Genomic DNA, 26,658 nt, shown 5'->3' with positions numbered 1-26,658 from the left:
ATTTACGGTGCTTATCGTCCACCGACAGATGTCGTCTTTTAGACCTCATCCAACACCATGGACATAACGTTGAGTGAAGCACCACTTAGTTGTCATACAGACCTGTTTTAACACCTGCCAATTGGCAGGTGTTTTTTTTTGTATTCTGGAAGGGAAAGCGAGAAAGGGAAAAGGGCGAAATGTTTCGCCCTTGGGTACTAAGGATTAGGATTATTTTGCAGAGTTAACAACAGACCGTCACGACGCATGGTTGCGGCTTCTTCTGGTTGATGCAGCCTGTCCAGGCAATCTGCCAGCCAGGCATAATCAAACGCATCAGGACGCTGTTTAATGGCTTCGCGGAAGGCCTCACATGCAGGCTGCCATTCACCGTGCTTCATCAGCAACTGACCCAGTGTGCTGTACAACAACGGACGATCGCCTTGAGTTTTGATCTGCTGACGAAGGTTTTTCTCGAGTTGCTCTGGGTTTCCAGATTTCAAACGCGGCATCAGTAATATCAGACGCTCGTCAAAGTGGCGTTTCAGGCCATCGAGGATGATTTCCTGTGCTGCATCATGATCGTCACATTCAATTAGATGCTCCGCCATGGCGACCTGCAGCACCGTCTCGTGGCGGGTTTTACGGCTTTGGTTTTTCCACCAGGTTTTCAGGCCATCATTACCCTGATCCGCCATCGCCCCATCCATTAAACCAATCCATGCCTGACGCTGAAGCGCTAAACGATGGGCTTCATCATTAACCTGTACTTTGTCCATTGCAGGCAAAATATCAAGCAGTGATCCCCACGCTCCGGTGCGAACATAGGCCATTTCAGCCAAACGTAAAACTTCCGGATGACGCGGAGCCATTTCCAGTAATTTATCCACACCGTGGCGCGCCGCGTGATTCTCATTGCGCGCCAGTTGCAGGCGCACACGAGTAATTTCGACGGGTAACTGATCATTGTCTGCCAGTTCAGCCGCACGTTCGAGGTGCTGGTTCGCCCGGATTTCATCACCACGCTGTTGTGCCGCTTCGGCTGCCAGCAAATAGTTCACCACTGGCTGTTCCGCATGATCGGCATTTTTCAGCATCAGCTTCTCAACTTGCTGATAATCACCTTCTGCCAGTTTCAGCAATGCTGCTTTGGTTTGCTTACGTGCCCGGCTGCTTTTACGCCCTACAAACCAACCACGAGTACGAGCACCGGTATGGAAAACACTGCGCAGAACCCATTCGATGGCAAACAGTACAACCATGCTCAGGATCAGAATGATCACCAGCCCTGTGACGCTGGTTTCCACGTTGTAATTGTCTGTCTGGATCAGCACATAACCCTGATGACCAGCCAGCATCGGCCCAAGGACGATCCCGGCGATCAACAACAGAAAGAGTAATAAGACTTTAATCATGCTTATTCTCCTTGAGTGGGTGCAGGAACCGTTGCAGGTGCAGGTGCAGGTTCAGTTGGCGTTGGGGATGGCGCACTCGCAGCGGGTTGCGCGAGTAAATTACGCACCCGAGTCTGCACCAATTTTTCGAGCAGAGGTTGGCTTTCCAGCGTTTGTGGCACATCCATATTGATGCTTTGCTGGCTGAGAGAATCCAGTTCATCAAGGAACGATTTGGTCACGCTGTCGTTGGTATCGTAATAAGCACGAACCCAGGTAGAGACATTTTCCAGGGACTGCTTATAGGTTTCATCTTGATGACGTGGTACGGCTTGCGCTGCAACCAGCAGACGCGAACGGATATTCTCACGCAGATAAACATCCTGGTTTGGGGCCAGAAGCGGAACAGCCGTTTCATCGCGACGGCGGATAGTAATGAAACTATCCATAAAGTTGTGCCAGCTTTTCGTCAGGTTTTGACGCCATTCCGTGACGGTGCTTGATAGCTCGTTACCGTCAGAGTCCATCGGCGTGTCATCGGTATTATTATCTGCAAGACGCAAGTTATCGACTTGATTAGAAAGCTGATTTAGCTTGAGAATAATCCCATCGTAATCTACCTGAGTAATAGCGGCCAGTGCAGAAATGTCATCCGTCAGCGCACGGCGAACAGCAAGCAGGCTCGGATCATTCATGTCAGCCAGGCTGGCATCCGCACTTTTCAGAAGGGCAGCTGCAGTGGTGACATCCTGATCACTCCACAGTTTTCGTCCGGCCAATTTCACCAGGAAATCGGACTGCGCTAACAACCACGTTTTCGCATCACTACCGGAAATGGTCGCCACTTTTTGCTGTACTTCATCGAGTTCGCGCGCCAGATTCGCTTGTTGGCGATTCGACTCTTCGAGAGCAGACGCTTGCTGCTTAACCGTCGTTTCCAGCGCGGATTGCTGCTGTTCTTGCTGCTTTTGTAAGGCGATTAATTGTGTTGCCAGCGCATCGGTGTTGGCAGTTTGCGCCGCCGACTGATGTTTACCATAACTGTAAAGACCGCCACCTAGCGCCAGGGCAATAGCAATGGCGATAGCACCCAACGCAATTCCAGCAATACCACTACGATTTTTTTGTGGTGGTTGCTTTGGAAGCGATGTGTTTTCCACTGCAGGTGTGGTCTCTTCAACCATGGCGGAGGTGTTCTGTTGTTCCGTCATTGTGGCGTCCCATATTGTTTACCCTTCATACTTCAAGCTGCATATGCGTTGGCTTTACTCGTTCACCCCAGTCACTGACTTGAGTCAGCTCCTGGGGATTCGCTGCGTCGCCGTCTTCCTGCAACACGAATTATTTTGGGAGTTGATTTATTGTAACGCGCGAAGCAGCGCGTCATTGTCTGCGTTATCGGCGACCCGAATATCTTGCCAGCCCAAATCCCGGGCAAGGTCTGCCAGACGTTCACTAACCACTAAAAGTTGGCAGTGAAGTAACCAGTTCTTTCGATACCATTCTGGAATGAGTGCATACAGTTGTTGTAGCATTTCTCCGCTCGTCACGACCAGCGTTGAAATCCCTCGTTCGCGCCAGCGAAAGGCTTCTTCCGTTCCGTCATAAATTCTGGCATTTCTTTGGTAACACTCGCAGAAAGTCACTTCTGCCCCGCGTTCTGTCAGCGTTTCACCTAACAGTTCACGGCCACCGTTGCCACGTAAAATAAGTGCTCGTTTCCCGGCAACATTTTGTAATTCGGGTAATTGTAGCAAGACTTCCGTCGTTTCCCTGTCTTGCGGATAACGAACCGGCAAATGACTAACGGTATGAAACGCTAATGCAGTCGTACGTCCAATAGCAAACCAGGCAAGATTTGCAGGCCATGAGATAGCATTTTGCCTTAATTGTGGTTGGGCAAAATGTATGACGTGCTGCGATAAAACGAACACCAGATCGCCTGTACAAAGGCTTGCTAGCATAGTCGGCAGTGTGTCCAACTGCCGGCCTGGGGAAAACTCGATGAGAGGGAAGCTATACGCCACCTGCCCCAGTGCGCGCAGTCTGCTCACTAACTCATCCCCAGCGGGGGAAGGGCGGGTGACAAGGATCGTCATGCCGGAGCATCTCCGTCATAAACTGCGGCCAGAATTTCACGGGCTCCTTTATCAAGGAGTTCTTCTGCAAGGGAAACCCCCATGGCTTCGGCATCTTCTGGTTTACCACGGCGTTCACCACGCACCAGGATTGAGCCGTCTGGTGCACCCACTAATGCTCGCAACCAGAGTTCGCCATTAATCAACTCGGCATAACTGCCGATAGGCACCTGGCATCCACCTTCAAGACGCATGTTCATGGCACGCTCCGCGCTTACGCGAATGGCGGTTTCTTCATGATTCAGTGACTCGAGCAACTTCTGAGTACGTATATCGTCAAGGCGACACTCGATGCCTACCGCTCCCTGACCCACAGCAGGTAGAGAAACTTCTGCAGGCAAAGCGTTGCGAATGCGCGATTGCAGTCCAAGGCGGTTAAGACCGGCGACAGCAAGAATAATCGCATCGTAGTCACCGTTATCGAGCTTGCCCAAACGGGTGCCGACATTGCCACGTAATGAACGAATGACCAGGTCCGGGCGACGCTCGGCAATCTGACACTGGCGGCGGAGGCTTGAGGTGCCTACTACGCTACCTGCTGGCAGAGAGTCGAGGCTGACGAAATTGTTGGAGACAAAGGCATCGCGCGGATCGTCGCGTTCGCAAATCGTCACAAGACCAAGCCCTTCAGGAAACTCAACAGGGACATCTTTCATTGAATGCACTGCGATATCAGCGCGCCCTTCAAGGAGCGCCAGCTCCAACTCTTTGACAAACAATCCCTTGCCGCCAACTTTTGCCAGCGGTGTATCAAGAATGATGTCGCCACGCGTAACCATTGGCACCAGTTCAACCGTGAGCTGGGGATGGCTCGCCATCAGGCGTTGTTTGACATAATGTGCTTGCCAAAGTGCTAATGGACTTTGGCGAGTGGCAATTCTTAATACATTGTCTAACATTGCTAGTTACCGTAATTATCGTCTCTGTCCATCCTACCACTCTTCACGGAAGGCTGTCAGTTTCAACGGTTTTGCGGAAAAGAGGGACGTTGTTCGTATTATGGAATATAAAGCGGAGTGTCGGAGAGGAACTTGGCGAGTAGCGCATCTTTCTTTACGGTCAACCAGCAAGGTGTTAAATTGATCACGTTTCCAGCAATTCATTGCCTTGTCGTTTATAATAGAGGCAATAACTGTGAAACGGGTTTTTTCGAAATACTGAAACCATCAGGCGATATGTCTTGTACCTCTATATTGAGACTCTTAAACAGAGACTGGATGCCATTAACCAACTGCGTGTAGATCGCGCACTTGCTGCCATGGGGCCTGCTTTCCAACAGGTCTACAGTCTTCTGCCAACATTGCTACATTATCATCACCCGCTGATGCCTGGTTACCTTGAGGGTAACGTCCCACATGGCATTTGCATCTACACGCCTGATGAAACCCAACGCCACTACCTCAACGACCTCGAATTGATGCGTGGCATGCCACCGCAGAAAACTGATCCGGGCGAGTTACCCATTACGGGTCTCTATTCAATGGGCAGCACCTCGTCTGTTGGGCAGAGCTGTTCCTCGGATTTGGATATTTGGGTGTGTCACCAGTCCTGGCTCGATAACGACGAGCGCCAGTTACTGCAACGTAAATGTAGCGTACTGGAAGGCTGGGCGGCCTCCTTAGGCGTTGAAGTCAGCTTCTTCCTGATCGACGAAAACCGCTTCCGTCACAACGAGAGTGGGAGTCTGGGCGGCGAGGATTGTGGGTCTACACAACACATCTTGTTGCTGGATGAATTTTATCGTAGCGCTGTGCGCCTCGCCGGGAAACGTATTCTGTGGAGCATGGTTCCGGGTGATGAAGAAGATCATTACGACGATTACGTGATGAGTCTCTACTCGCAAGGTGTGCTTACGCCAAACGAGTGGCTGGACCTTGGTGGTTTAAGTTCCCTTTCGGCGGAAGAGTACTTTGGTGCTAGCCTTTGGCAGCTCTACAAAAGTATCGACTCCCCATATAAAGCCGTGCTGAAAACGCTGTTGCTGGAAGCTTATTCCTGGGAATATCCCAACACCCGTTTACTGGCTAAAGACATTAAGCAGCGTTTGCATGATGGCGAGATAGTCTCTTTCGGGCTTGATCCTTACTGCATGATGCTAGAGCGTGTGACTCACTATCTCACGCAAATCGAAGATACTGCGCGTCTGGATTTAGTGCGCCGTTGCTTTTATCTCAAAGTGTGTGAAAAACTTTCCCGTGAACGTGCATGCGTGGGCTGGCGTCGTGAAATATTAAGTCAACTGGTCAAAGATTGGGGCTGGGATGAAACACGACTGGCGATGCTTGATAACCGCGCCAACTGGAAAATTGACCAGGTCCGTGATGCTCACAACGAACTTCTGGATGCGATGATGCAAAGCTATCGCAACCTGATTCGTTTCGCACGCCGTAATAACCTGAGTGTCAGCGCAAGCCCGCAAGATATCGGTGTCTTGACCCGTAAATTGTATGCAGCGTTTGAAGCGCTACCAGGCAAAGTAACGCTCGTTAATCCGCAGATCTCCCCGGATCTGTCAGAGCCAAATCTAACCTTTATTCATGTGCCGCCGGGCCGTGCCAACCGTTCAGGCTGGTATCTGTATAATCGTGCGCCAGACATGGATTCCATCATCAGCCATCAACCGCTGGAATATAACCGTTATCTTAATAAGCTGGTGGCATGGGCCTACTTCAATGGCCTGATGACTTCGCGCACCCGTCTGTTTATTAAGGGCAACGGTATTTGTGATTTACCAAAACTGCAGGAAATGGTTGCGGATGTTTCACACCATTTCCCGTTGCGTTTGCCTGCCCCAACAGCGAAAGCGTTGTATAGCCCATGTGAAATTCGCCATTTGGCTATTATCGTGAACCTCGAATACGACCCGACGGCGGCATTCCGCAATCAAGTTGTTCATTTCGATTTCCGTAAGCTGGATGTGTTCAGTTTTGGTCAGCAGCAGCAGTGTCTGGTGGGAAGCGTGGATCTTCTTTACCGCAACTCATGGAATGAAGTGCGTACGCTGCACTTCAACGGTGAACAATCCATGATTGAAGCACTGAAAACGATTCTGGGCAAAATGCACCAGGATGCTGCTCCTCCTGATAGCGTTGAAGTTTTCTGTTATAGCCAGCATCTGCGTGGGCTCATCCGTACTCGCGTTCAGCAACTGGTATCTGAATGTATCGATTTCCGTTTGTCGAGCACTCGCCAGGAGCCAGGCCGCTTTAAAGCGTTGCGGATCTCTGGCCAAACGTGGGGGCTGTTCTTCGAACGCCTGAGCGTATCGGTGCAAAAACTGGAAAATGCAGTCGAGTTCTACGGAGCGATTTCGCATAACAAACTGCATGGCTTGTCAGTGCAAGTTGAAACCAATCAGGTTGAACTTCCGTCGGTGGTAGATGGTTTTGCCAGCGAAGGGATCATTCAGTTCTTCTTTGAAGAGGCGAATGAGGAGCAGGGATTCAATATCTACATTCTCGATGAGAGCAACCGGGCAGAGGTGTATCACCACTGTGAAGGTAGCAAAGAAGATTTAGTGCGTGACGTCAGCCGTTTCTACTCATCGTCGCACGATCGCTTTACCTACGGCTCAAGCTTTATCAACTTCAACTTGCCGCAGTTTTATCAGATTGTGAAAGTGGAGGGGCGCTCGCAGGTTATTCCATTCCGTAACCAAGCTATCACAGCAGCGACGTCAGCTAATCATGACGATAGCTCAACACCGCTGCTTCAGCAGTACAGCAATAGCTAACTAAAGCTAACCGGCTCTCCGGCTTGCTGTGTGCAAGCTTCTTCCAGCAATGACCAAAACTCAGCACCGCTGCGATCGCAAATCCATTGTTCCCCTTTCAGATTAAAATGGTAACCGCCGCTTTTGGTGGCAAGCCAGACCTGATGCAGAGGCTCCTGGCGATTGATAATAATCTTGCTACGGTTCTCAAAACTCAGGCTCAGCACGCCGCCATTGATTTCGCAGTCAATATCGCTGTCACCATCCCAGTCATCCAGGCGTTCTTCGATTGTTGACCACAGGCCGTCAGCCAAGCGATGAAATTCACTGTCGTTCATATCTGTATCTCAGTTGTTCGTCTTCAGGGCAGTATAGCAACACTCGCGAATAGAAAAGAGTATTGCTTTTCAGGGATCACCTGCGATGATAGAAGACAGAATATTGGATTACAGGCATCTCAATAATGAAGAAAATTTTCTGCCCACTGGCAGTTATGCTGGCACTTTTCAGTCTTTCTGGCTGCGGTCTTAAAGGGCCTCTGTACTTTCCGCCTGCCGATGGCAAAACCAAATCCGCGAGTCAGGTAAGCGCTGAGAAACAGGCTCAACCGGCAACGCCAGACCGTAATAACCGTGGTACGGGTAACGCCCCGACTCAGGTTGTCTACTAGCTAATTATCGATAAGTAGCCGCGTATATGGAGCAGAAGATGCAGTTCTCGAAGATGCATGGCCTTGGCAACGACTTTATGGTCGTCGACGCGGTGACTCAAAACGTCTATTTCTCCCCAGAGCTGATTCGCCGCCTGGCTGATAGGCACTTGGGAGTGGGTTTCGATCAGTTGCTGGTGGTAGAGCCACCTTACGATCCTGACCTGGATTTCCATTACCGTATTTTCAATGCCGATGGCAGCGAAGTTTCCCAATGTGGCAATGGTGCGCGTTGTTTCGCGCGATTTGTGCGCCTGAAAGGGCTGACGAACAAACGTGATATTCGCGTCAGTACCGCCAATGGCCGCATGGTCCTCACCGTGACCGAAGATGAACTGGTGCGCGTCAATATGGGTGAGCCGAATTTCGAGCCATCTGCCGTGCCGTTCCGCGCAAACAAAGCGGAAAAGACCTATATTATGCGTGCCGCCGAACAAACCATTATGTGTGGTGTTGTATCGATGGGTAACCCGCATTGCGTTATTCAAGTCGATGATGTGACGACGGCCGCTGTGGAAACGTTGGGGCCGGTGATGGAAAACCATGAGCGTTTCCCGGAGCGTGCGAACATCGGTTTTATGCAGGTCGTGACGAAAGAACATATCCGTCTGCGTGTCTATGAACGCGGTGCAGGGGAAACACAAGCTTGTGGTAGTGGCGCTTGCGGCGCAGTTGCCGTGGGCATCTTGCAAGGAATACTTGCGGAACAGGTTTGCGTAGAGCTGCCTGGTGGCCGTCTTGATATCGCCTGGAAAGGGCCGGGAACCCCGCTATTTATGACCGGTCCGGCGGCCCATGTCTATGATGGATTTATACATCTATGAAGAACGCCGAGGAACAGCAAGAAGCCGTACTGGAACTGGATGACCGTATTGTGACGGAGTATCTGCAACGTCATCCCGATTTCTTTATTCGTAACGCCCAGCATGTAGAACAGATGCAAGTGCCACATCCGGTACGCGGCACTGTTTCATTGGTTGAGTGGCATATGGCTCGTAGCCGTAACCATATCAATTTTCTTGAAGAAAACATGACCTTGTTGATGGAACAGGCGAGTGCCAACGAAGGGCTGTTCTATCGCTTACTGAAATTGCAAGGCCGCATGGCTTCTGCCACCAGTTTGCAGGACATGCTCAATCGACTGCATCGTTGGGCGCGTGAAATGGGTCTGGCTGGCGCGAATGTGCGTCTTTTTTCTGACCGTTGGCGGATTGGTGCTCCTTCTGATTTTACTCATTTGGCACTGAACAGACAGGCTTTCGAGCCGCTGCGTATTCAACGTCTGGGCGACCGACAGCATTATCTCGGATCGTTAAACGGTCCTGAATTACTGGTTGTCTTGCCTCAGGCGAAAGCCATTGGTTCAGTGGCCGTGTCTCTGATGGGAAGTGATGCGGATTTAGGCGTGCTGGTGTTCAGTAGTCGCAATCCTCAGCATTACCAGGAAGGGCAAGGTACGCAATTACTGCACGAACTGGCGCTGATGCTGCCTGACCTTCTGGAGCGTTGGGTCGAGCGAGTATGACCGCCTCCCCGCTGCAATCCTCAGTTGATGGCTTTCTGCGCTACCTGAAAGTAGAGCGCCAGTTAAGCCCATTGACGTTGCTCAATTATGGCCGTCAGTTGGCGGCGATCATCGGTCTTGCCACTGAGATGACGTTGAGTTCCTGGCAGCAATGCGATGCTGCTGCGGTTCGTTCTCTGACAGTTCGCAGCCGTAAGGCGGGTCTTGGGCCATCAAGCCTGGCATTACGTCTTTCCGCGCTCCGCAGTTTCTTCGACTGGTGTGTCAGCCAGGGCGAACTCAAAGCCAATCCCGCAAAAGGCATCACCACGCCAAAAGCCGGTCGCCACCTGCCAAAAAATATCGACGTCGACGACGTAAGCCGCCTGCTGGATATCGACATTAACGATCCGCTTGCGGTGCGCGACCGCGCAATGCTTGAAGTGATGTACGGCGCGGGTTTGCGTCTCTCCGAGATGGTGAATATGGATTGCCGCCACATTGATCTCACAACGGGCGAAGTCTGGGTGATAGGTAAAGGCAGCAAAGAGCGTCGGGTACCGGTGGGGAAATCTGCCGTCATCTGGGTTGAACACTGGCTGGATTTGCGTGAGCTTTTTGGTCCGGACGACGATGCACTGTTTCTCTCAAAACAAGGGAAGCGTATTTCGACGCGCAACGTCCAGAAACGCTTTGGCGAGTGGGGGATTAAACAGGGGCTGAACAGCCATGTACATCCACACAAACTGCGTCACTCGTTCGCCACGCACATGTTGGAGTCCAGTGGTGATTTGCGCGGCGTGCAAGAATTACTGGGCCACGCTAATCTGTCGACGACGCAAATCTATACCCATCTCGACTTCCAACACTTAGCCTCAGTGTATGATGCTGCGCATCCACGCGCTAAACGAGGGAAATCGTAATGCATTTTTACCGCCCATTAGGGACTATTGCCGCGCTCACTTTTGATCTCGACGACACGCTGTACGACAACCGTGCGGTGATTGAGCGTACCGAGCGGGAATCAATGAGCTTCGTGCAAAATTACCATCCGAAGCTTAACCATCTTCAACGCCCCGATTTTTTGCGTATTCGTCATGCGCTGCGCCTCTCAGAGCCAGATATTTACCATGATGTCACCGAATGGCGTCGCCGTGCGGTTGAACAAGCCATGTTAGACGTTGGTCTTTCAGCCGAGGAAGCCTGCGCGGGCGCACAAGCATCGATGGAGAACTTCGCCCGCTGGCGCAGTCAGATCGACGTACCACAAGAAACGCATGACACTCTGGCCGCACTCGCTGAAAAATGGCCGCTGGTGGCGATTACCAACGGTAACGCCGAACCCCATCTTTTTGGCCTCGATCAGTACTTTAAGTTTGTTCTGCGGGCGGGCCCTCACGGGCGTTCCAAACCTTTTAACGACATGTATCATTTGGCAGCTGAAAAGCTGAATGTTCCGCTCGGCCATATCCTGCATGTTGGCGATGACCTGACGACGGATGTCGCAGGGGCGATTCGCAGCGGGTTACAGGCATGCTGGATAAATCTGCGCGATGGCGACTTGATGCAGATTGATGACAGCCGTTTATTGCCACATCTGGAAATTTCACAGTTGGCATCCCTCACCGCGTTGATATAATCTTCAGTAACTCTGTATAAAATTCCAGTAGTAGATACTCGTCATACTTCAAGTTACAGGTGTTTTGGCTGCACTCACTCACCCCAGTCACTTACTTTATGTAAGCTCCTGGTGATTCGCGAGTTTGCCGCCTTCCTGTAACTCGAATTATTTAGAGTATCCCAGACTTCTTTAAATGGCGGTGCCAATGGACGTTTCTTACCTGCTCGATAGCCTCAATGACAAACAGCGCGAAGCCGTCGCGGCCACGCGCAGCAACATGCTGGTGCTGGCAGGGGCGGGCAGTGGTAAGACTCGCGTACTGGTTCACCGCATTGCCTGGTTGATTAGCGTCGAAAATTGTTCGCCGTATTCCATTATGGCCGTAACGTTCACCAACAAAGCGGCAGCGGAAATGCGCCACCGTATTAGTCAGTTGATGGGAACCAGCCAGGGCGGGATGTGGGTCGGTACTTTCCACGGTCTTGCACATCGCTTACTGCGTGCACATCACATGGACGCGAATTTGCCGCAGGATTTCCAAATTCTGGACAGCGAAGATCAGCTGCGCTTATTAAAGCGTCTGATTAAAGCCATGAATCTGGATGACAAACAGTGGCCTGCACGCCAGGCGATGTGGTTTATCAACGGCAAGAAAGACGAAGGGTTACGCCCTCATCACATTGAAAGCTATGGCAATCCGGTAGAACAAACCTGGCAAAAGGTTTATCAGGCCTATCAAGAAGCGTGTGACCGCGCGGGCTTGTTGGATTTCGCCGAGCTGCTGCTACGTGCTCATGAACTGTGGCTGAACAAACCGCACATTCTTAATCACTATCGCGAACGCTTCACCAACATTCTGGTGGATGAATTTCAGGATACCAACAGCATCCAGTACGCGTGGATCCGTATGTTGGCGGGCGATACTGGCAAAGTGATGATCGTCGGTGATGATGACCAGTCCATTTATGGCTGGCGTGGGGCGCAAGTCGAAAACATTCAACGTTTCCTGACTGATTTCCCTGGCGCACAAACTATTCGCCTTGAGCAAAACTACCGTTCGACAAACAACATTCTGAATGCCGCTAACGCCCTGATTGCAAACAACTCGGGTCGCCTGGGTAAAGAGCTGTGGACGGATGGTAGCGACGGCGAACCTATCTCACTCTACTGTGCTTTTAACGAACTGGACGAAGCCCGTTTCGTGGTTAATCGCATCAAGACGTGGCAGGAAAATGGCGGAGCGCTTGAGCAATGCGCGATTCTTTACCGTAGCAACGCCCAGTCGCGTGTACTGGAAGAAGCATTGTTGCAGGTCAGCATGCCATACCGTATTTACGGCGGGATGCGATTCTTCGAGCGTCAGGAAATTAAAGATGCACTCTCGTATCTGCGTTTGATTGCCAACCGTAATGATGACGCCGCGTTTGAGCGAGTCGTTAACACGCCAACGCGTGGCATCGGTGATCGTACACTGGATGTTGTTCGCCAGACTTCGCGCGATAAGCAACTGACATTGTGGCAATCCTGCCGTTTGCTACTGCAAGAAAAAGCACTGGCGGGGCGGGCGGCTTCAGCGTTGCAACGCTTTATGGAGCTTATCGACGCGCTAGCCCATGAAACCATTGATATGCCGCTTCACGTCCAGACCGACCGGGTGATTAAAGACTCGGGTTTGATGATGATGTATGAGCAAGAAAAGGGCGAGAAAGGCCAGACGCGTATCGAAAACTTAGAAGAACTGGTCACGGCAACGCGGCAGTTCAGTTACCAGGATGAAGACGAAGACCTGATGCCTCTGCAGGCTTTCCTGTCACATGCGGCTCTTGAAGCGGGTGAAGGGCAAGCCGATACCTGGCAAGACGCGGTGCAATTGATGACATTGCACTCAGCGAAAGGTCTGGAGTTCCCTCAAGTCTTTATCGTTGGAATGGAAGAAGGCATGTTCCCAAGCCAGATGTCGCTGGATGAAGGTGGGCGGCTGGAAGAAGAACGTCGCCTGGCCTATGTTGGCGTGACGCGAGCGATGCAAAAGCTCACGCTCACCTACGCCGAAACGCGCCGCCTGTATGGCAAAGAAGTGTATCACCGTCCATCGCGTTTCATTGGCGAGTTGCCAGAAAACTGTGTGGAAGAAGTTCGCTTGCGAGCCAGCATCAGCCGTCCAGTAAGCCATCAACGTATGGGGACGCCAATCTCCGAGAATGACTCTGGTTTTAGCCTTGGGCAGCGTGTGCGCCATGCGAAATTTGGTGAAGGCACCATCGTCAATCTGGAAGGCAGTGGCGAACATAGCCGCATTCAGGTGGCATTCCCTGGTCAGGGAATTAAGTGGTTAGTTGCCGCTTATGCACGTCTGGAGACGGTATAAGTTACCGAAAAATTCATGGTTTTTTACACCGTTGCTACCCTGTAAGTATCACGGGAATTTATTAGTCCATGGGGTCCCGTTGCGTGTTGACGCCATATTTGTGGTGGCGTAACATGCGCGCACGATTACGCTAAGAGGACACTCGCCTTGGACACACCCAGTAAATACTGGCTCAATTACCTGTCATCCAGGTACAACTTCTAAGGCTATCCTCGAATGCTGATAGCCTTAGTGGTTGTCGGCGACCCATATCTCGCATATCCCGTCGCAATGAGTCAGACTTTTTAATGGTCTGAAACCTATGTCGTTTCTGTCTGTGTGCCAACCGAACTGTCCCTGATATTTTTTTGCATTGGGAGTACCGGTCATGCTGAGCGCATTTCAACTGGAAAACAATCGTCTGTCCCGTCTTGAATTAGATGAGGCCGATAACCTGAGCAATTCTGTTTGGGTTGATTTGGTCGAGCCTGAAGAGAGCGAGCGTCAGCGCGTGCAAACGGAACTTGGACAAAGCCTGGCAACTCGTCCGGAACTGGAAGACATCGAAGCATCCGCGCGTTTCTTTGAAGACGAAGATGGTTTGCACATTCACTCATTCTTCTTTTATGAAGATGCCGACGATCACGCGGGTAACAGCACCGTGGCATTCACCATCCGTGAAGGCCGTCTGTTTACTCTGCGCGAACGCGAATTACCTGCTTTCCGCCTCTATCGAATGCGTGCTCGCAACCAGAGCATGGTGGATGGCAACGCTTACGAATTACTGCTCGACCTGTTTGAAACCAAAATCGAACAACTGGCAGATGAAATCGAAAATATTTATAGCGACCTCGAAAAACTCAGCCGCGTGATTATGGAAGGGCGTCAAGGCGATGAGTACGACGCTGCACTTTCAACGCTTGCTGAACTGGAAGATATCGGCTGGAAAGTTCGTTTGTGTTTGATGGATACCCAGCGTGCACTGAACTTCCTGGTACGTAAAGCGCGTTTGCCAAGCGGTCAGCTTGAGCAGGCTCGTGAAATTCTACGCGATATCGAATCTCTGTTGCCGCACAACGAATCACTGTTCCAGAAAGTGAACTTCCTGATGCAAGCGGCGATGGGTTTTATCAACATCGAGCAGAACCGCATCATCAAGATATTCTCGGTGGTATCCGTTGTGTTCCTGCCGCCAACGCTTGTGGCGTCCAGTTACGGGATGAACTTCGAATTTATGCCTGAGCTGAAATTGAGCTTCGGTTATCCTGCGGCGATTATTGTGATGATCCTGGCCGGACTTGCGCCGTACTTGTATTTCAAGCGTAAGAACTGGCTGTAGTTTTGTGCAGTTGTAAGGTGGACTAGCGTAAGCGACATCCACCATCAGGCTATCTATTTGCGCAGCTTGCGCTGCGTATAAACCGCATCAAGAATAAACACAGCCAGTGCTGCCCAGATAAAGCCAAACGTCAGCATTTTATCGTGACTCAACACTTCGCCGTAGAACGTCACCGCCAGCAGGAACATCAGCGTCGGGCCAATGTACTGGAAGAAACCCAGTGTCGAGAGGCGCAAGCGCGTCGCCGCTGCGGTGAAACACAGTAATGGGATAGTGGTGACAACGCCGGCTGCTATCAGCAGTAAATTCAACGATAGCGTGTTTTGCCCCATATGGCTGGTCGAGCTATCTGCAAATCCGAACAGATAAATGGCAGCAATGGGCAGTAACCAGAGCGTTTCGACCAGCATACCGGTTTGTGCATCAACGGCGATTTTCTTACGTATCAGCCCGTAAAACGCGAAGCTGAATGCAAGACCGAGCGCGATAATCGGCAGCGAACCGAATGTCCACAGTTGTACCAGAACGCCACAGCCAGCCAGCGCTACGGCAACCCACTGCATCCTTCGGAATCGTTCACCCAGGAAGATCATCCCCAGCACCACATTCACCAACGGGTTGATGAAATAACCCAGGCTTGCTTCCAGCATATGATGGTTATTTACCGCCCAGATATACAGCAGCCAGTTCCCGCCGATAAGCACCGCAGACAGCGCCATCGCCAACACTTTCTTGCGATTCTGGCAGGACTTTTTCACCTGTGACCACTGACGGCTAATGCTAATCAACACCACCATAAAGAAGAATGACCAAATCACGCGATGCGTGAGAATTTCATCAGCTGGAACGTAGTGGATTAATTTGAAATAGGCTGGCGCGATGCCCCAAAGAAAATACGCCGCCAGCGCAAGTAACACACCCTGGCGGGTTTGTTTCGCATCCATGAAAAGAACTCGTTGATAAATAGTCTCCTAATTGTATCAGCTATAACGACTTCACCCCACCATGTAGGTTGCTGTGGCGCTGGCGATATGCACCTGATCTTCATTGTGTAATTCTACACGGGCCACCGCCACTTTATTCCCGGCACGCAGCAGGCTGCTACTGGCGGTAAAGCGTTGCCCACGACCCGGACGTAGGTAGTCAACACGCAAGTCGATAGTGCCCATTTTCGCGAGGCGCTGACGCAGTTCTTCTTCGCTAATGCTGTCGTGGCGAGTCAGCGTACTGCCGACGCAAACCAGGCCTGCTGCGACATCCAATGAAGAAGCAATGACGCCACCATGCAAAATACTCTGTGCCCAATTCCCCACCATCATCGGCTGATTATTAAAACTGAGCTCAGCGTAGTCTTTCTCGTATCGTATAAGTTCCAGACCCAGCGCGCGATTAAACGGCATGTGATAAACAAAAATCTCACCGACCAATTGCAGGGCGGCTTCAGGGGTCAGAAATGGGGTAGACATGGATCATCCTCGATCAAAAAAATCACAGACTCGTCGCCCTTCAAGATGCAAGGTTGTTGGCTGGTCAAATTCGTTCCCGACGAATTTGTCATTCAATTGCCGCCTGGCTGAATCTTGAAATAGCTTGGGTGTAATGTTAATCAATTGTTTATTTTATGCTTTGAAATCGTTGATTTCCACTTTAAGAAATGTAGAAGAGCTTGCGCATCTATATCTATGTAGAATGTGTCTGAGAAAACAATTTGAAACCTTTTTGTTCAGGAGAGTTATACCGATGCGCAAGTTTCTGGGATGGTTAGTCGCCGCGAGCCTGTTGCCTATGACTGCTTACGCGCAGGAAGCAACCATTAAAAAAGTGCATGACACTCCTGCCGTACGCGGCAGCATCATCGCCAATATGCTTCTGGAACACGATAATCCATTTACACTTTATCCGTATGAAACCAACTATTTGCTTTATACGGTGACAGACGACCTCAATAAAGAAGCGATCAAAACCTACAACTGGTCTGATAACGCCAGGAAAGATGAAGTGAAATTCCAGCTTAGCCTCGCGTTCCCAATTTGGCGCGGTATTCTGGGGCAAAACTCCGTGTTGGGGGCGTCTTACACTCAGAAATCTTGGTGGCAGTTGTCAAACAGTGGCGAATCGTCACCTTTCCGTGAAACCAACTACGAACCGCAAGTTTTCCTCGGTTTCGCGACTGACGAATCCTTTGCTGGTTGGACATTACGTGATGTCGAGATTGGTTATAATCATAACTCCAATGGCCGTTCAGACCCGACTTCCCGCAGCTGGAACCGTATATACACCCGTTTGATGGCTGAACATGGTAACTGGATGGTGGAAGTGAAGCCGTGGTACGTCATTGGCACTACCGATGACAACCCGGATATCAACAAATATATGGGCTACTACCAGTTGCGAGTAGGCTACCAGTTTGGCGATGCCATTCTGAGCATGAAAGGCCAGTACAACTGGAATACCGGTTACGGCGGCGCAGAATTAGGCTTTAGTTATCCGGTCACTACCCACGTTCGCCTTTATAGCCAACTGTACAGTGGCTACGGCGAGTCATTAATTGATTACAACTTTAACCAGACACGCTTCGGTGTCGGCGTTATGCTTAACGATCTGTTCTAAAAATTCGGCGGTTTTTGTGGTGGGGAAAGCGTGACACAGGCGGAAGTAATAAATCAGGCAGTGCTGGCCAGACAGGTTTTGCAAGATACCTTTGGCTATCAACAGTTCCGCCCGGGTCAGGAAACCATCATCGAAACGGTGCTGGAAGGTCGTGATTGCCTGGTTGTCATGCCGACTGGCGGTGGCAAATCACTGTGCTATCAAATCCCAGCGCTGGTGTTTGGCGGGCTGACCGTCGTGGTTTCCCCGCTGATCTCTCTGATGAAAGACCAGGTTGACCAACTGCTGGCAAACGGCGTTGCTGCAGCCTGTCTCAACTCAACACAAAGCCGCGAACAGCAGCAGGAAGTGCTCGCGGGCTGCCGCACTGGGCACATTCGTTTGCTGTACATCGCCCCCGAACGATTGATGATGGATAACTTCATTGATCAAATCAGCCACTGGCATCTCTCGATGGTGGCAGTCGACGAAGCGCACTGCATTTCGCAATGGGGCCACGATTTCCGACCGGAATATGCTGCTCTGGGCCAGTTGCGTAAGCATCTACCCACGGTGCCGTTTATTGCCCTCACCGCCACCGCTGACGACACCACGCGTGCCGATATTGTGCGTCTGTTAGGTTTGCACGATCCCTACATTGAAATTAGCAGTTTTGACCGCCCGAATATTCGCTACATGCTGATGGAGAAGTTTAAACCTCTCGATCAGTTGATGCGCTATGTGCAAGAACAGCGTGGTAAATCCGGCATTATTTACTGTAACAGCCGCGCCAAAGTCGAAGACACCGCAGCACGTTTACAAAGCAAAGGGATCAGCGCCGGAGCTTATCACGCAGGGCTTGAACATCAGGTACGTGCTGAGGTGCAGGAAAAATTCCAGCGTGACGATCTGCAAATTGTGGTCGCTACGGTGGCGTTTGGTATGGGCATCAATAAACCCAACGTCCGTTTTGTCGCCCACTTCGACATCCCGCGCAATATAGAATCCTACTATCAGGAAACGGGGCGCGCCGGACGTGACGGCCTGCCTGCGGAAGCCATGTTATTTTACGATCCGGCCGATATGGCCTGGCTTCGCAAATGCTTAGAAGAAAAACCCGTTGGGCAATTACAGGATATAGAGCGCCATAAACTCAATGCGATGGGGGCGTTTGCCGAAGCGCAAACTTGCCGCCGCCTGGTGTTGCTGAATTACTTTGGCGAAGGTCGCCAGCAAGCTTGTGGCAACTGCGATATTTGCCTCGATCCACCGCGCCGTTACGATGGGCTGGTGGATGCGCAAAAAGCACTGTCTTGTATTTATCGCGTTAATCAGCGCTTTGGTATGGGCTATGTGGTGGAAGTGCTACGCGGCGCTAATAATCAGCGTATCCGCGATTTACAGCACGACAAACTGCCGGTCTATGGTATTGGCCGTGACCAGACACACGAGCATTGGGTCAGCGTTATCCGCCAACTCATTCACCTGGGCGTAGTGACGCAAAACATCGCTCAACACTCCGCACTGCAACTGACGGAAGCCGCTCGTCCGTTTTTGCGCGGTGAAGAACCTTTAATGCTCGCGGTGCCGCGAGTGGTTGCGATTAAATCTCGCAGTACCAGCCAGAAAGCATTCGGCGGTAACTACGACCGCAAGCTGTTTGCCAAACTGCGCAAACTTCGCAAAGCCATTGCAGATGAAGAGAATATCCCACCTTACGTGGTATTTAACGACGCCACACTGATTGAAATGGCTGAGCAAATGCCGCTGTCGCCGGGGGAAATGCTGGGCGTGAACGGTGTCGGTACACGTAAGCTCGAACGCTTTGGCCGTGAGTTCATGGCACTTATTCGCAGCCATGTCGACGGCGAAGATGAGTAGTAGCCAGTCCCAGCTGCAACTCGTATAGTTATTCTCCATATAATCATCCAGCGAGTTATTTCCTATGTTGACGCTTTTTCTGACCGTAGCGGTATTGCATATTGTTGCGCTGGTCACGCCAGGCCCGGATTTCTTTTTTGTCTCGCAAACTGCCGTGAGCCGTTCCCGCAAAGAGGCGATGATGGGCGTGTTGGGTATCACCGGTGGCGTAATGGTCTGGTCAGGTGTGGCGTTGCTCGGCCTTAACCTGATCCTCGAAAAAATGGCGTGGTTGCACAGCATGATTATGGTCGGCGGGGGTTTGTATCTGTGCTGGATGGGTTACCAGATGCTGCGTAGCGCGCTGAAAAAAGAGAAACCGTCTGAACAAGCACCGGCTGTCGAATTAGCCCATGGCGGGCGCAGCTTCTTGAAAGGTCTGCTCACCAACCTGTCGAATCCTAAAGCCATTATTTACTTCGGCAGCGTATTCTCGTTGTTTGTTGGCAATGATGTAGGAAGCGCTGAGCGTTGGGGATTATTTGTGATGATCGCGCTGGAAACTTTCGCCTGGTTTACGGTCGTTGCCAGCTTGTTCGCTTTGCCGCAAATGCGCCGCGGTTATCAGCGCCTTGCTAAGTGGATTGATGGCGTCGCGGGTGCATTGTTTGCCGGGTTCGGTATCCACCTGATCATTTCCCGTTAATTTTTTCTTAGATACCCAAAATAATTCAAGTTGCAGCCAACACCCCTGCAACTTGAAGTCTGACGGGTAATTAAGCCTGGCGTGCTCCGGCGAGGAGTGCGCCAACCAGCATGAACAATGAACCAAACACGCGGTTCAGCGCTTTCATCTGACGTGGCCCTTTAATCCAACCCGCAATACGCGTCGCCAGCGTCGCATAACCAATCATCACAATAATATCAACCACCACCGTCGTGACACCGAGAATGAAATATTGCGCCGCCTGAGGCTGATCGGGTGCGATGAACTGTGGGAAAAGTGCCGCGAGAAACACAATGCTCTTGGGATTGGTGAGATTCACAAAAATCGCGCGCTTAAACAGGCGGCTACGCGGCTGGCTGGCGGCTATCGTATTTAAATCAATCGCCCCTGCGGCCCGCCATTGCTGAATCCCCAACCAAACCAGGTAAGCGGCACCCGCCCATTTCAATATTTCAAAAGCCAGCAACGAGTGCGAAAAGATTGCTCCTAAGCCAATACCTACCAGCACGATATGAATCGCCAGACCGGTTTGCAGCCCGGCAATTGACGCCGCCGCACCGCGATAGCCGTGGCTGATAGCAGTGGTCATGGTATTTATCGCCCCGGAACCGGGGGAAAGGCTCAGAATTATCGTGGTCAGAAGATAGGTTAACCACCACTCAACGCTCATGTGAAATTCCCTGAAAGAACACTTTTATGCCACAATACGCTATTGTTGATAAGCGTGCTACGAATCACAAAAAAGCGATATGACTCAGCATAAAAATGGATGGAAAACCCGTGAAAATGCCTTTGCGGCTTTTACCACGGGTTCATTGATGGCCTTCTGGCGTCAGCGCGAAGAGTGTGAATTTTTAGGCGTCGACGAAGTACCGGTACGCTATGTACGTTTTCGCTCGCAGAACCATGACCGAGTGATAGTTGTTTGTCCTGGGCGTATTGAAAGCTACGTCAAATATGCTGAATTGGCTTTTGACTTATTTCATTGTGGTTTCGACGTTTTAATTATCGACCATCGTGGGCAAGGGCGTTCTGGACGCATGCTTTCGGATTCACATCGCGGGCATGTGGCGAAGTTTAGCGACTATGTCGACGATTTTGATCGCTTTTACCAACATGAAGTCGCCACTGGGCCGTGGAGAAAACGCTACGCGTTAGCACATTCCATGGGCGGGGCAATTATCACGCTGTGGCTGGAAAAAAACTCACAATGCTTTGATGCCGTTGCGCTGTGTGCGCCGATGTTTGGCATTGCCTTACGCTGGCCCGACTGGATGGTTCGCCATATTCTGGATTGGGCTGAAGGTCATCAACGTTTTCGTGAGGGATATGCAATCGGAACAGGCCGCTGGCGCGCATTACCATTTAGCGTTAATGTCCTGACCCATAGCCGTGAACGTTACCGCCGCAACCTACGTTTTTATGCTGACGAGCCAGCATTGCGGGTCGGTGGGCCAACGAATCACTGGGTACGAGAAGGGATACTCGCGGGAGAACAGGTTTTAGCAGGAGCCACTGCGATTACCACGCCGATTTTTATCCTGCAGGCAGAAGAGGAACGCGTCGTTGATAATCGTGCGCATGACCAATTCTGTGAACTTCGAGCCGCGGCGGGCAACCCTTGTGAGGGGGAAAAACCTTACGTCATAAGCGGTGCGTATCATGAGATCCTGTTCGAAAAGGACGATATGCGGACCGAAGCGCTGAATGCCATTATCGCGTTTTTCGATAGGCATAATTAATCTGAATTCAACACCAGAGGTTCCAAATCCTATGTACCATGTCGTTGCGTCTGACTTAGATGGCACGTTGTTGTCCCCCGATCACCTGCTTACCCCGTACGCCAAAGAAACGCTGAAATTGCTCACTGCTGAAGGTGTACATTTCGTCTTTGCCACGGGCCGTCACCATATCGATGTGGGGCAAATCCGCGATAACCTCGAAATCAAAGCCTATATGATCACCTCCAACGGTGCGCGAGTGCATGATACTGACGGCAACCTGGTATTCAGCCATGATCTTGACCATGACATCGCCCAGGATTTGTTCGGCGTCGTGCATGCCAATCAAGATATCGTGACTAACGTCTATCGTGGCGACCAATGGTTTATGAACCGTCATCGTCCTGAAGAGATGAAATATTTTAAAGAAGCGGTGTTTAATTACAGCCTGTTTGAGCCAGGTTTGCTGGAAGCCGATGGCGTCAGCAAAGTGTTCTTCACCTGTGATTCCCACGAAAAGTTGTTACCCCTTGAGCAAGCGTTACTCGCCCGTTGGGGTGACCGTGTGAATGTAAGTTTCTCGACCCTGACTTGTCTGGAAGTGATGGCAGGTGGCGTGTCAAAAGGCCACGCGTTGGAAGCGGTATCCAAAGCAATGGGTTACAGCCTGAAAGAGTGTATCTCCTTTGGTGACGGCATGAACGACGCAGAAATGCTCAGCATGGCGGGTAAAGGCTGCATCATGGCGAACGCCCATCAGCGCTTGAAAGACTTGCTACCAGAACTGGAAGTGATTGGCACCAACGGCGATAACGCGGTTCCACATTACCTGCGTAAGATGTTCCTCGGTAAAGATTAATTCGACACCAACGAGTGGTGGATTAACCACCACTCGTCAACCAAATAGATCAACCTCACCCGACGACCTTCGCTACAATGATAAAAAATTGCCTGCTGTAGGAACTTCATCGTGCCGTTACTCATCATCACCACCATTCTGTGGGCGTTCTCATTTAGCCTGATTGGCGAATACCTTGCCGGGCATGTCGATAGCTATTTTTCGGTGCTGATGCGCGTCGGGCTTGCGGCATTGGTGTTCCTGCCGTTCCTGCGATTTAAAGGTTACAGCGCGAAAACGCTGCTGCTGTATATGCTGGTAGGCGCGCTACAACTCGGCGTGATGTACCTGTTTAGTTTCCAGGCGTATCTCTATCTTACTGTTTCGGAATTCCTGCTGTTCACGGTGATGACACCGCTGTACGTCACCTTTATTTATGATCTGCTGAGTGGCAACAAACTACGCTGGGGTTACGCGTTGAGCGCGGGGTTAGCGGTGATAGGTGCTGCGATTATTCGCTACGACAAAGTCAGCGATCACTTCTGGATTGGCCTGCTTTTGGTGCAGGGTGCAAATATCTGTTTTGCTATCGGTATGGTGGGCTACAAACGCCTGATGGAAACGCGTCCGATGCCGCAACATTGTGCATTTTCATGGTTTTATCTCGGTGCTTTCATCGTGGCGGTTACCGCTTGGTTTGCGCTAGGTAATCCGCAAAAACTCCCGACAACCCATTTGCAGTGGGGCATTCTGGTGTGGCTCGGCGTCGTGGCATCTGGGCTCGGTTACTTCATGTGGAACTATGGCGCAACGCAGGTGGATGCAGGCACGCTCGGCATCATGAACAACGTGCATGTTCCGGCGGGGCTGCTGGTTAACCTCGCCATCTGGCAAGAACAGCCCCACTGGCCGAGTTTCATTATTGGTGGGTCGGTGATAATGGCTTCGCTGTGGGTGCATCGCCGTTGGGTCGCTCCGCGTTCCGCACAAACGGTAGATGCTCGCAAGCATGTGAGCGCGTCGAGCGAATAAACGCTTCAGTAACCGGTTGACGCTGCTCACCATCGCGCACGGCAGCGTACAACCGGCTCCACAATCCTTCCCCCAGCGTTTTGGTCACCACCAGACCCTGGCGCTCCACATTTTCCACCACCCAATGCGGCAACGCGGCAATGCCCATGCGCGCCGACACCATCTGAATCAGCAACAGCGTGTTATCCACACTTTTTAGCAACGGGCTAACGCCTGCCGGCTGCAGGAAATGACGCCAGATATCCAGGCGGCTTCGCTGCACCGGATAAATCAGTAACGTTTCGCTCGTCAAATCCTCCGGCTCAATGCGCGTTTTGTTCGCCAGCGGGTGATCTGTGGCCAGCACCAGGCGCACCTCATAATCAAACATCGGCGAATAATGCAGGCCGCTACGCGGCAGGATGTCGGAGGTTAAAACGATATCCAATTCACTTTGTTGCAGCGACGGCTGTGGGTCGAATGTCACGCCAGATTTAAAATCCAAATCCACCTGTGGCCAGGTCTTATGGAAGTTCTCCAGCGCAGGCGTCAGCCACTGAATACAACTATGGCATTCGATGGCGATACGCAGCGTGGTCTGATGCGGTTCGTTACAGGCCTGAAGCGCACGGCTTATCTGTGGCAGCACTTGTTCCGCCAGTTGTAGCAGCACTTCGCCCTGCGGAGTAAAACGCAGTGGCTGACTTTTACGGACAAACAAGCGGAACCCAAGTCGCTGCTCCAAATCGCTGAACTGATGAGAGAGAGCCGATTGGGTTTGATGCAACGCGGCGGCGGCGGCGGCTAAAGAACCGCAATTTCGTAACGCCTGGAGCGTCCGCAGGTGTTTGATCTCGATCATGAAAGTCCTTCACTTCGGCATGAGCAAATTGCGCTTGAGGAATATACAGTACCTGCACATTATGGCGGTGTAAACATCTGGACGGCTAAATCCTTCGCATTTCGAATTGATGGTGCGTTGGCTGCACTCGCTCACCTCGGTCACTGACTTTAGTCAGCTCCCGAGGATTCACGAGCTTGGCGCCTTCCCTGAATTCGAAATCCTTCGGATTTCATAAATCTTATGAGGCAAAAATATGACTATTAAAAATCACACCCTCGGTTTCCCCCGTGTCGGCCTGCGTCGCGAACTGAAAAAAGCACAAGAAAGTTACTGGGCGGGCAACTCCACTCAGGAAGAATTATTATCGGTGGGCCGCGAACTGCGTGCTCGCCACTGGAACCAACAAAAAGAAGCTGGCGTAGAGCTGCTGCCAGTGGGCGATTTCGCCTGGTACGATCACGTTTTGACCACGAGCTTGCTGCTTGGCAATGTGCCAGCTCGTCATCAGAACGCGGATGGCAGCGTCGATATCGACACATTGTTCCGCCTGGGCCGTGGCCGCGCACCGACAGGCACGCCTGCCGCCGCTGCGGAAATGACGAAATGGTTCAACACCAACTATCACTACATGGTGCCGGAATTTACCCAAGGCCAGCAGTTCAAACTGACCTGGACACAACTGCTGGATGAAGTGGACGAAGCGCTGGCACTGGGTCACAACGTGAAACCTGTGCTGCTTGGGCCAGTCACTTATCTGTGGCTGGGTAAAGTGAAGGGCGAGCAGTTCGACCGCCTGAGCCTGCTGAAAGACATTCTACCGGTTTACCAGCAGGTGCTGGCTGAATTGGCAAAACGTGGCATCGAATGGGCGCAAATCGACGAACCTGCGCTAGTCTTGGAGCTGCCGCAAGAATGGCTGGATGCGTTCAAACCCGCTTACGATGCGCTAGCAGGCAACGTTAAACTGTTGCTGACCACCTATTTTGAAGGTGTCACGCCAAACCTGAACACTATCACTGCACTGCCTGTGCAGGGTGTGCATGTCGACTTCGTCCACGGTAAAGACGATATCAACGCACTGCATCAGCAACTGCCTGCTAACTGGCTTCTGTCAGCGGGTGTGATTAACGGTCGTAACGTCTGGCGTGCTGATCTGACTGAAAAATATCAGCAATTGCAGGACATTGTCGGCAAACGTGAGTTGTGGGTCGCGTCATCTTGCTCGCTGCTGCATAGCCCAATCGACCTGAGTGTTGAAACCCGCCTGGATGCTGAAGTAAAGAGCTGGTTTGCCTTTGCCCTGCAAAAATGTGCCGAGCTTTCACTACTTACCGACGCTCTGAATAGTGGTAACACTGAAAAACTGGTGGAATGGAGTGCGCCAATCCAGGCTCGCCGCCATTCACTGCGTGTGCATAACGCCGCAGTGGAACAGCGTCTGGCAACGATTACTGCACAAGACAGCCAGCGCCAGAGCGACTACGCTGCGCGTGCCGTGGCTCAACGTCAACGCTTTAACCTGCCAGCCTGGCCGACGACGACCATCGGATCGTTCCCGCAAACCACTGAAATCCGCGGCCTGCGCCTGGATTTCAAAAAGGGAAATCTGGACGCCAACAACTACCGCACTGGTATCGCTGAACATATCAAACAGGCTGTTGCTGAACAGGAACGCTTAGGTCTGGACGTGCTGGTTCACGGTGAAGCGGAACGTAATGACATGGTGGAATACTTCGGTGAACATCTCGACGGTTTCGTGTTTACCCAAAACGGTTGGGTGCAGAGCTACGGGTCACGCTGCGTGAAGCCACCGGTTGTCATCGGTGATATCAGCCGCCCGGAAGCGATCACGGTGGAATGGGCAAAGTACGCGCAATCCCTGACCGATAAACCCGTGAAAGGCATGTTGACGGGCCCGGTGACTATTCTGTGCTGGTCATTCCCACGCGAAGATGTGAGCCGTGAAACCATCGCTAAGCAAATCGCATTAGCGCTGCGTGACGAAGTGGCAGACCTGGAAGCCGCAGGTATCGGCATCATCCAGATTGACGAACCCGCACTGCGCGAAGGTTTGCCGCTGCGCCAGTCTGACTGGCAGGCGTATCTGGAGTGGGGCGTGGAAGCCTTCCGCCTGAACGCCGCCGTAGTGCGCGATGACACGCAGATCCACACTCACATGTGTTATTGCGAGTTTAACGACATCATGGATTCCATCGCAGCACTAGATGCAGACGTGATCACCATCGAAACCTCACGTTCTGATATGGACTTGCTGGAATCGTTTAAAGAGTTCGAATATCCAAACGAAATCGGGCCGGGCGTGTA

Annotated in this window: 25 protein-coding genes; 16 read left to right on the top strand and 9 right to left on the bottom strand. The window is 51.6% G+C overall.

The annotated features are described in order from the left end of the window. Positions 1-197 precede the first annotated feature (197 nt). The 4 genes from hemY to hemC all read right to left on the bottom strand — a co-directional run bounded on the left by hemY (position 198) and on the right by hemC (position 4,410). Positions 198-1,394 carry a protoheme IX biogenesis protein HemY gene (gene hemY / locus VJY99_RS07990; protein WP_324117523.1) on the bottom strand — a complete coding sequence of 399 codons (1,197 nt, stop codon included), beginning with the start codon at positions 1,392-1,394 and terminating at the stop codon, positions 198-200. A gap of 2 nt (positions 1,395-1,396) precedes the next feature. Beyond that, entirely contained in the window at positions 1,397-2,584 is a 1,188-nt protein-coding gene (hemX, locus tag VJY99_RS07985; protein ID WP_324117522.1) for a uroporphyrinogen-III C-methyltransferase, read from the bottom strand. Between the two features lie 147 nt (positions 2,585-2,731). Continuing rightward, complete coding sequence (gene hemD / locus VJY99_RS07980; protein ID WP_324117521.1) at positions 2,732-3,472, bottom strand: uroporphyrinogen-III synthase; 741 nt, start codon at positions 3,470-3,472, stop codon at positions 2,732-2,734. Continuing rightward, positions 3,469-4,410, bottom strand: a complete 942-nt coding sequence (gene hemC, locus VJY99_RS07975) for a hydroxymethylbilane synthase (protein WP_324117520.1) — start codon at positions 4,408-4,410, stop codon at positions 3,469-3,471. Before hemC ends, hemD begins: the two co-directional genes overlap by 4 nt. A gap of 281 nt (positions 4,411-4,691) precedes the next feature. On the opposite strand from hemC, the gene cyaA reads away from it, so the two are divergent. Continuing rightward, positions 4,692-7,244 (top strand): class I adenylate cyclase, encoded by a 2,553-nt coding sequence (gene cyaA, locus VJY99_RS07970; protein WP_324117519.1) that lies wholly within the window; start codon positions 4,692-4,694, stop codon positions 7,242-7,244. On the opposite strand, the gene cyaY is transcribed toward cyaA, so the two are convergent. Beyond that, entirely contained in the window at positions 7,241-7,561 is a 321-nt protein-coding gene (gene cyaY, locus VJY99_RS07965) for an iron donor protein CyaY (protein ID WP_324117518.1), read from the bottom strand. The genes cyaA and cyaY overlap by 4 nt on opposite strands. Before the next feature lie 125 nt (positions 7,562-7,686). Here cyaY and lptM point away from each other — a divergent pair, with 125 nt between their 5' ends. The 8 genes from lptM (at position 7,687) to corA (ending at position 14,743) form a co-directional block, all read left to right on the top strand. After that, entirely contained in the window at positions 7,687-7,893 is a 207-nt protein-coding gene (gene lptM / locus VJY99_RS07960) for an LPS translocon maturation chaperone LptM (RefSeq protein WP_324117517.1), read from the top strand. A 38-nt stretch (positions 7,894-7,931) separates the two neighbouring features. Beyond that, on the top strand, positions 7,932-8,756 hold the full coding sequence (gene dapF / locus VJY99_RS07955) for a diaminopimelate epimerase (protein ID WP_324117516.1): 825 nt from the start codon (positions 7,932-7,934) through the stop codon (positions 8,754-8,756). After that, the gene (locus VJY99_RS07950; RefSeq protein WP_324117515.1) at positions 8,753-9,457 is read left to right on the top strand and encodes a DUF484 domain-containing protein; all 705 of its coding nucleotides are present in this window, start codon (positions 8,753-8,755) and stop codon (positions 9,455-9,457) included. Before dapF ends, VJY99_RS07950 begins: the two co-directional genes overlap by 4 nt. Beyond that, positions 9,454-10,359 carry a tyrosine recombinase XerC gene (xerC, locus tag VJY99_RS07945; RefSeq protein WP_324117514.1) on the top strand — a complete coding sequence of 302 codons (906 nt, stop codon included), beginning with the start codon at positions 9,454-9,456 and terminating at the stop codon, positions 10,357-10,359. Before VJY99_RS07950 ends, xerC begins: the two co-directional genes overlap by 4 nt. Beyond that, positions 10,359-11,075, top strand: a complete 717-nt coding sequence (gene yigB, locus VJY99_RS07940; protein ID WP_324117513.1) for a 5-amino-6-(5-phospho-D-ribitylamino)uracil phosphatase YigB — start codon at positions 10,359-10,361, stop codon at positions 11,073-11,075. The genes xerC and yigB overlap by 1 nt, the downstream gene beginning before the upstream one ends. A gap of 187 nt (positions 11,076-11,262) precedes the next feature. Further along, complete coding sequence (gene uvrD, locus VJY99_RS07935; RefSeq protein ID WP_324117512.1) at positions 11,263-13,425, top strand: DNA helicase II; 2,163 nt, start codon at positions 11,263-11,265, stop codon at positions 13,423-13,425. 147 nt (positions 13,426-13,572) lie between these two features. Continuing rightward, positions 13,573-13,629: a YsgD/CorL family protein gene (ysgD, locus tag VJY99_RS19670; protein WP_370451543.1), complete on the top strand. Its 57-nt coding sequence runs from the start codon at positions 13,573-13,575 to the stop codon at positions 13,627-13,629. Between the two features lie 163 nt (positions 13,630-13,792). After that, a complete protein-coding gene (corA, locus tag VJY99_RS07930; RefSeq protein WP_324117511.1) occupies positions 13,793-14,743 on the top strand; it encodes a magnesium/cobalt transporter CorA in 951 nt (316 codons plus the stop codon). Positions 14,744-14,796: 53 nt separating this feature from the next. Here the strand turns inward: corA and rarD are convergent, their stop codons facing one another. Further along, positions 14,797-15,687 carry an EamA family transporter RarD gene (gene rarD / locus VJY99_RS07925; protein WP_324117510.1) on the bottom strand — a complete coding sequence of 297 codons (891 nt, stop codon included), beginning with the start codon at positions 15,685-15,687 and terminating at the stop codon, positions 14,797-14,799. A 51-nt stretch (positions 15,688-15,738) separates the two neighbouring features. Further along, positions 15,739-16,209, bottom strand: coding sequence for a thioesterase family protein (locus VJY99_RS07920; RefSeq protein ID WP_324117509.1), 471 nt, complete (start codon positions 16,207-16,209; stop codon positions 15,739-15,741). A 274-nt stretch (positions 16,210-16,483) separates the two neighbouring features. On the opposite strand from VJY99_RS07920, the gene pldA reads away from it, so the two are divergent. The 3 genes from pldA (at position 16,484) to rhtC (ending at position 19,898) form a co-directional block, all read left to right on the top strand. Continuing rightward, a complete protein-coding gene (gene pldA, locus VJY99_RS07915) occupies positions 16,484-17,353 on the top strand; it encodes a phospholipase A (RefSeq protein ID WP_324117508.1) in 870 nt (289 codons plus the stop codon). Positions 17,354-17,383: 30 nt separating this feature from the next. Continuing rightward, positions 17,384-19,213 carry an ATP-dependent DNA helicase RecQ gene (gene recQ, locus VJY99_RS07910; RefSeq protein ID WP_324117507.1) on the top strand — a complete coding sequence of 610 codons (1,830 nt, stop codon included), beginning with the start codon at positions 17,384-17,386 and terminating at the stop codon, positions 19,211-19,213. A 64-nt stretch (positions 19,214-19,277) separates the two neighbouring features. Continuing rightward, entirely contained in the window at positions 19,278-19,898 is a 621-nt protein-coding gene (gene rhtC / locus VJY99_RS07905; RefSeq protein ID WP_324117506.1) for a threonine export protein RhtC, read from the top strand. Between the two features lie 70 nt (positions 19,899-19,968). Here the strand turns inward: rhtC and rhtB are convergent, their stop codons facing one another. Continuing rightward, positions 19,969-20,589, bottom strand: coding sequence for a homoserine/homoserine lactone efflux protein (rhtB, locus tag VJY99_RS07900; protein WP_324117505.1), 621 nt, complete (start codon positions 20,587-20,589; stop codon positions 19,969-19,971). A gap of 79 nt (positions 20,590-20,668) precedes the next feature. On the opposite strand from rhtB, the gene pldB reads away from it, so the two are divergent. The 3 genes from pldB (at position 20,669) to VJY99_RS07885 (ending at position 23,510) form a co-directional block, all read left to right on the top strand. Beyond that, complete coding sequence (gene pldB, locus VJY99_RS07895; protein ID WP_324117504.1) at positions 20,669-21,661, top strand: lysophospholipase L2; 993 nt, start codon at positions 20,669-20,671, stop codon at positions 21,659-21,661. A gap of 31 nt (positions 21,662-21,692) precedes the next feature. After that, a complete protein-coding gene (gene yigL / locus VJY99_RS07890; protein ID WP_324117503.1) occupies positions 21,693-22,499 on the top strand; it encodes a sugar/pyridoxal phosphate phosphatase YigL in 807 nt (268 codons plus the stop codon). A gap of 111 nt (positions 22,500-22,610) precedes the next feature. Then, entirely contained in the window at positions 22,611-23,510 is a 900-nt protein-coding gene (locus tag VJY99_RS07885; protein ID WP_324117502.1) for a carboxylate/amino acid/amine transporter, read from the top strand. Here the strand turns inward: VJY99_RS07885 and metR are convergent. Beyond that, positions 23,398-24,351, bottom strand: coding sequence for an HTH-type transcriptional regulator MetR (metR, locus tag VJY99_RS07880; RefSeq protein WP_324117501.1), 954 nt, complete (start codon positions 24,349-24,351; stop codon positions 23,398-23,400). The two genes, VJY99_RS07885 and metR, sit on opposite strands and share 113 nt — an antisense overlap. A gap of 235 nt (positions 24,352-24,586) precedes the next feature. Here metR and metE point away from each other — a divergent pair. Next, positions 24,587-26,658, top strand: a 2,072-nt coding sequence (metE, locus tag VJY99_RS07875; RefSeq protein ID WP_324117500.1) for a 5-methyltetrahydropteroyltriglutamate--homocysteine S-methyltransferase, incomplete at its 3' end; no start/stop codon positions are given.

Origin of the sequence: Buttiauxella sp., from assembly GCF_035271705.1 — a bacterium.
Lineage (GTDB): Bacteria > Pseudomonadota > Gammaproteobacteria > Enterobacterales > Enterobacteriaceae > Buttiauxella.
The sequence above is the reverse complement of the archived record's forward strand: the minus strand, read 5'-3'. Positions and strand labels throughout refer to the sequence as shown.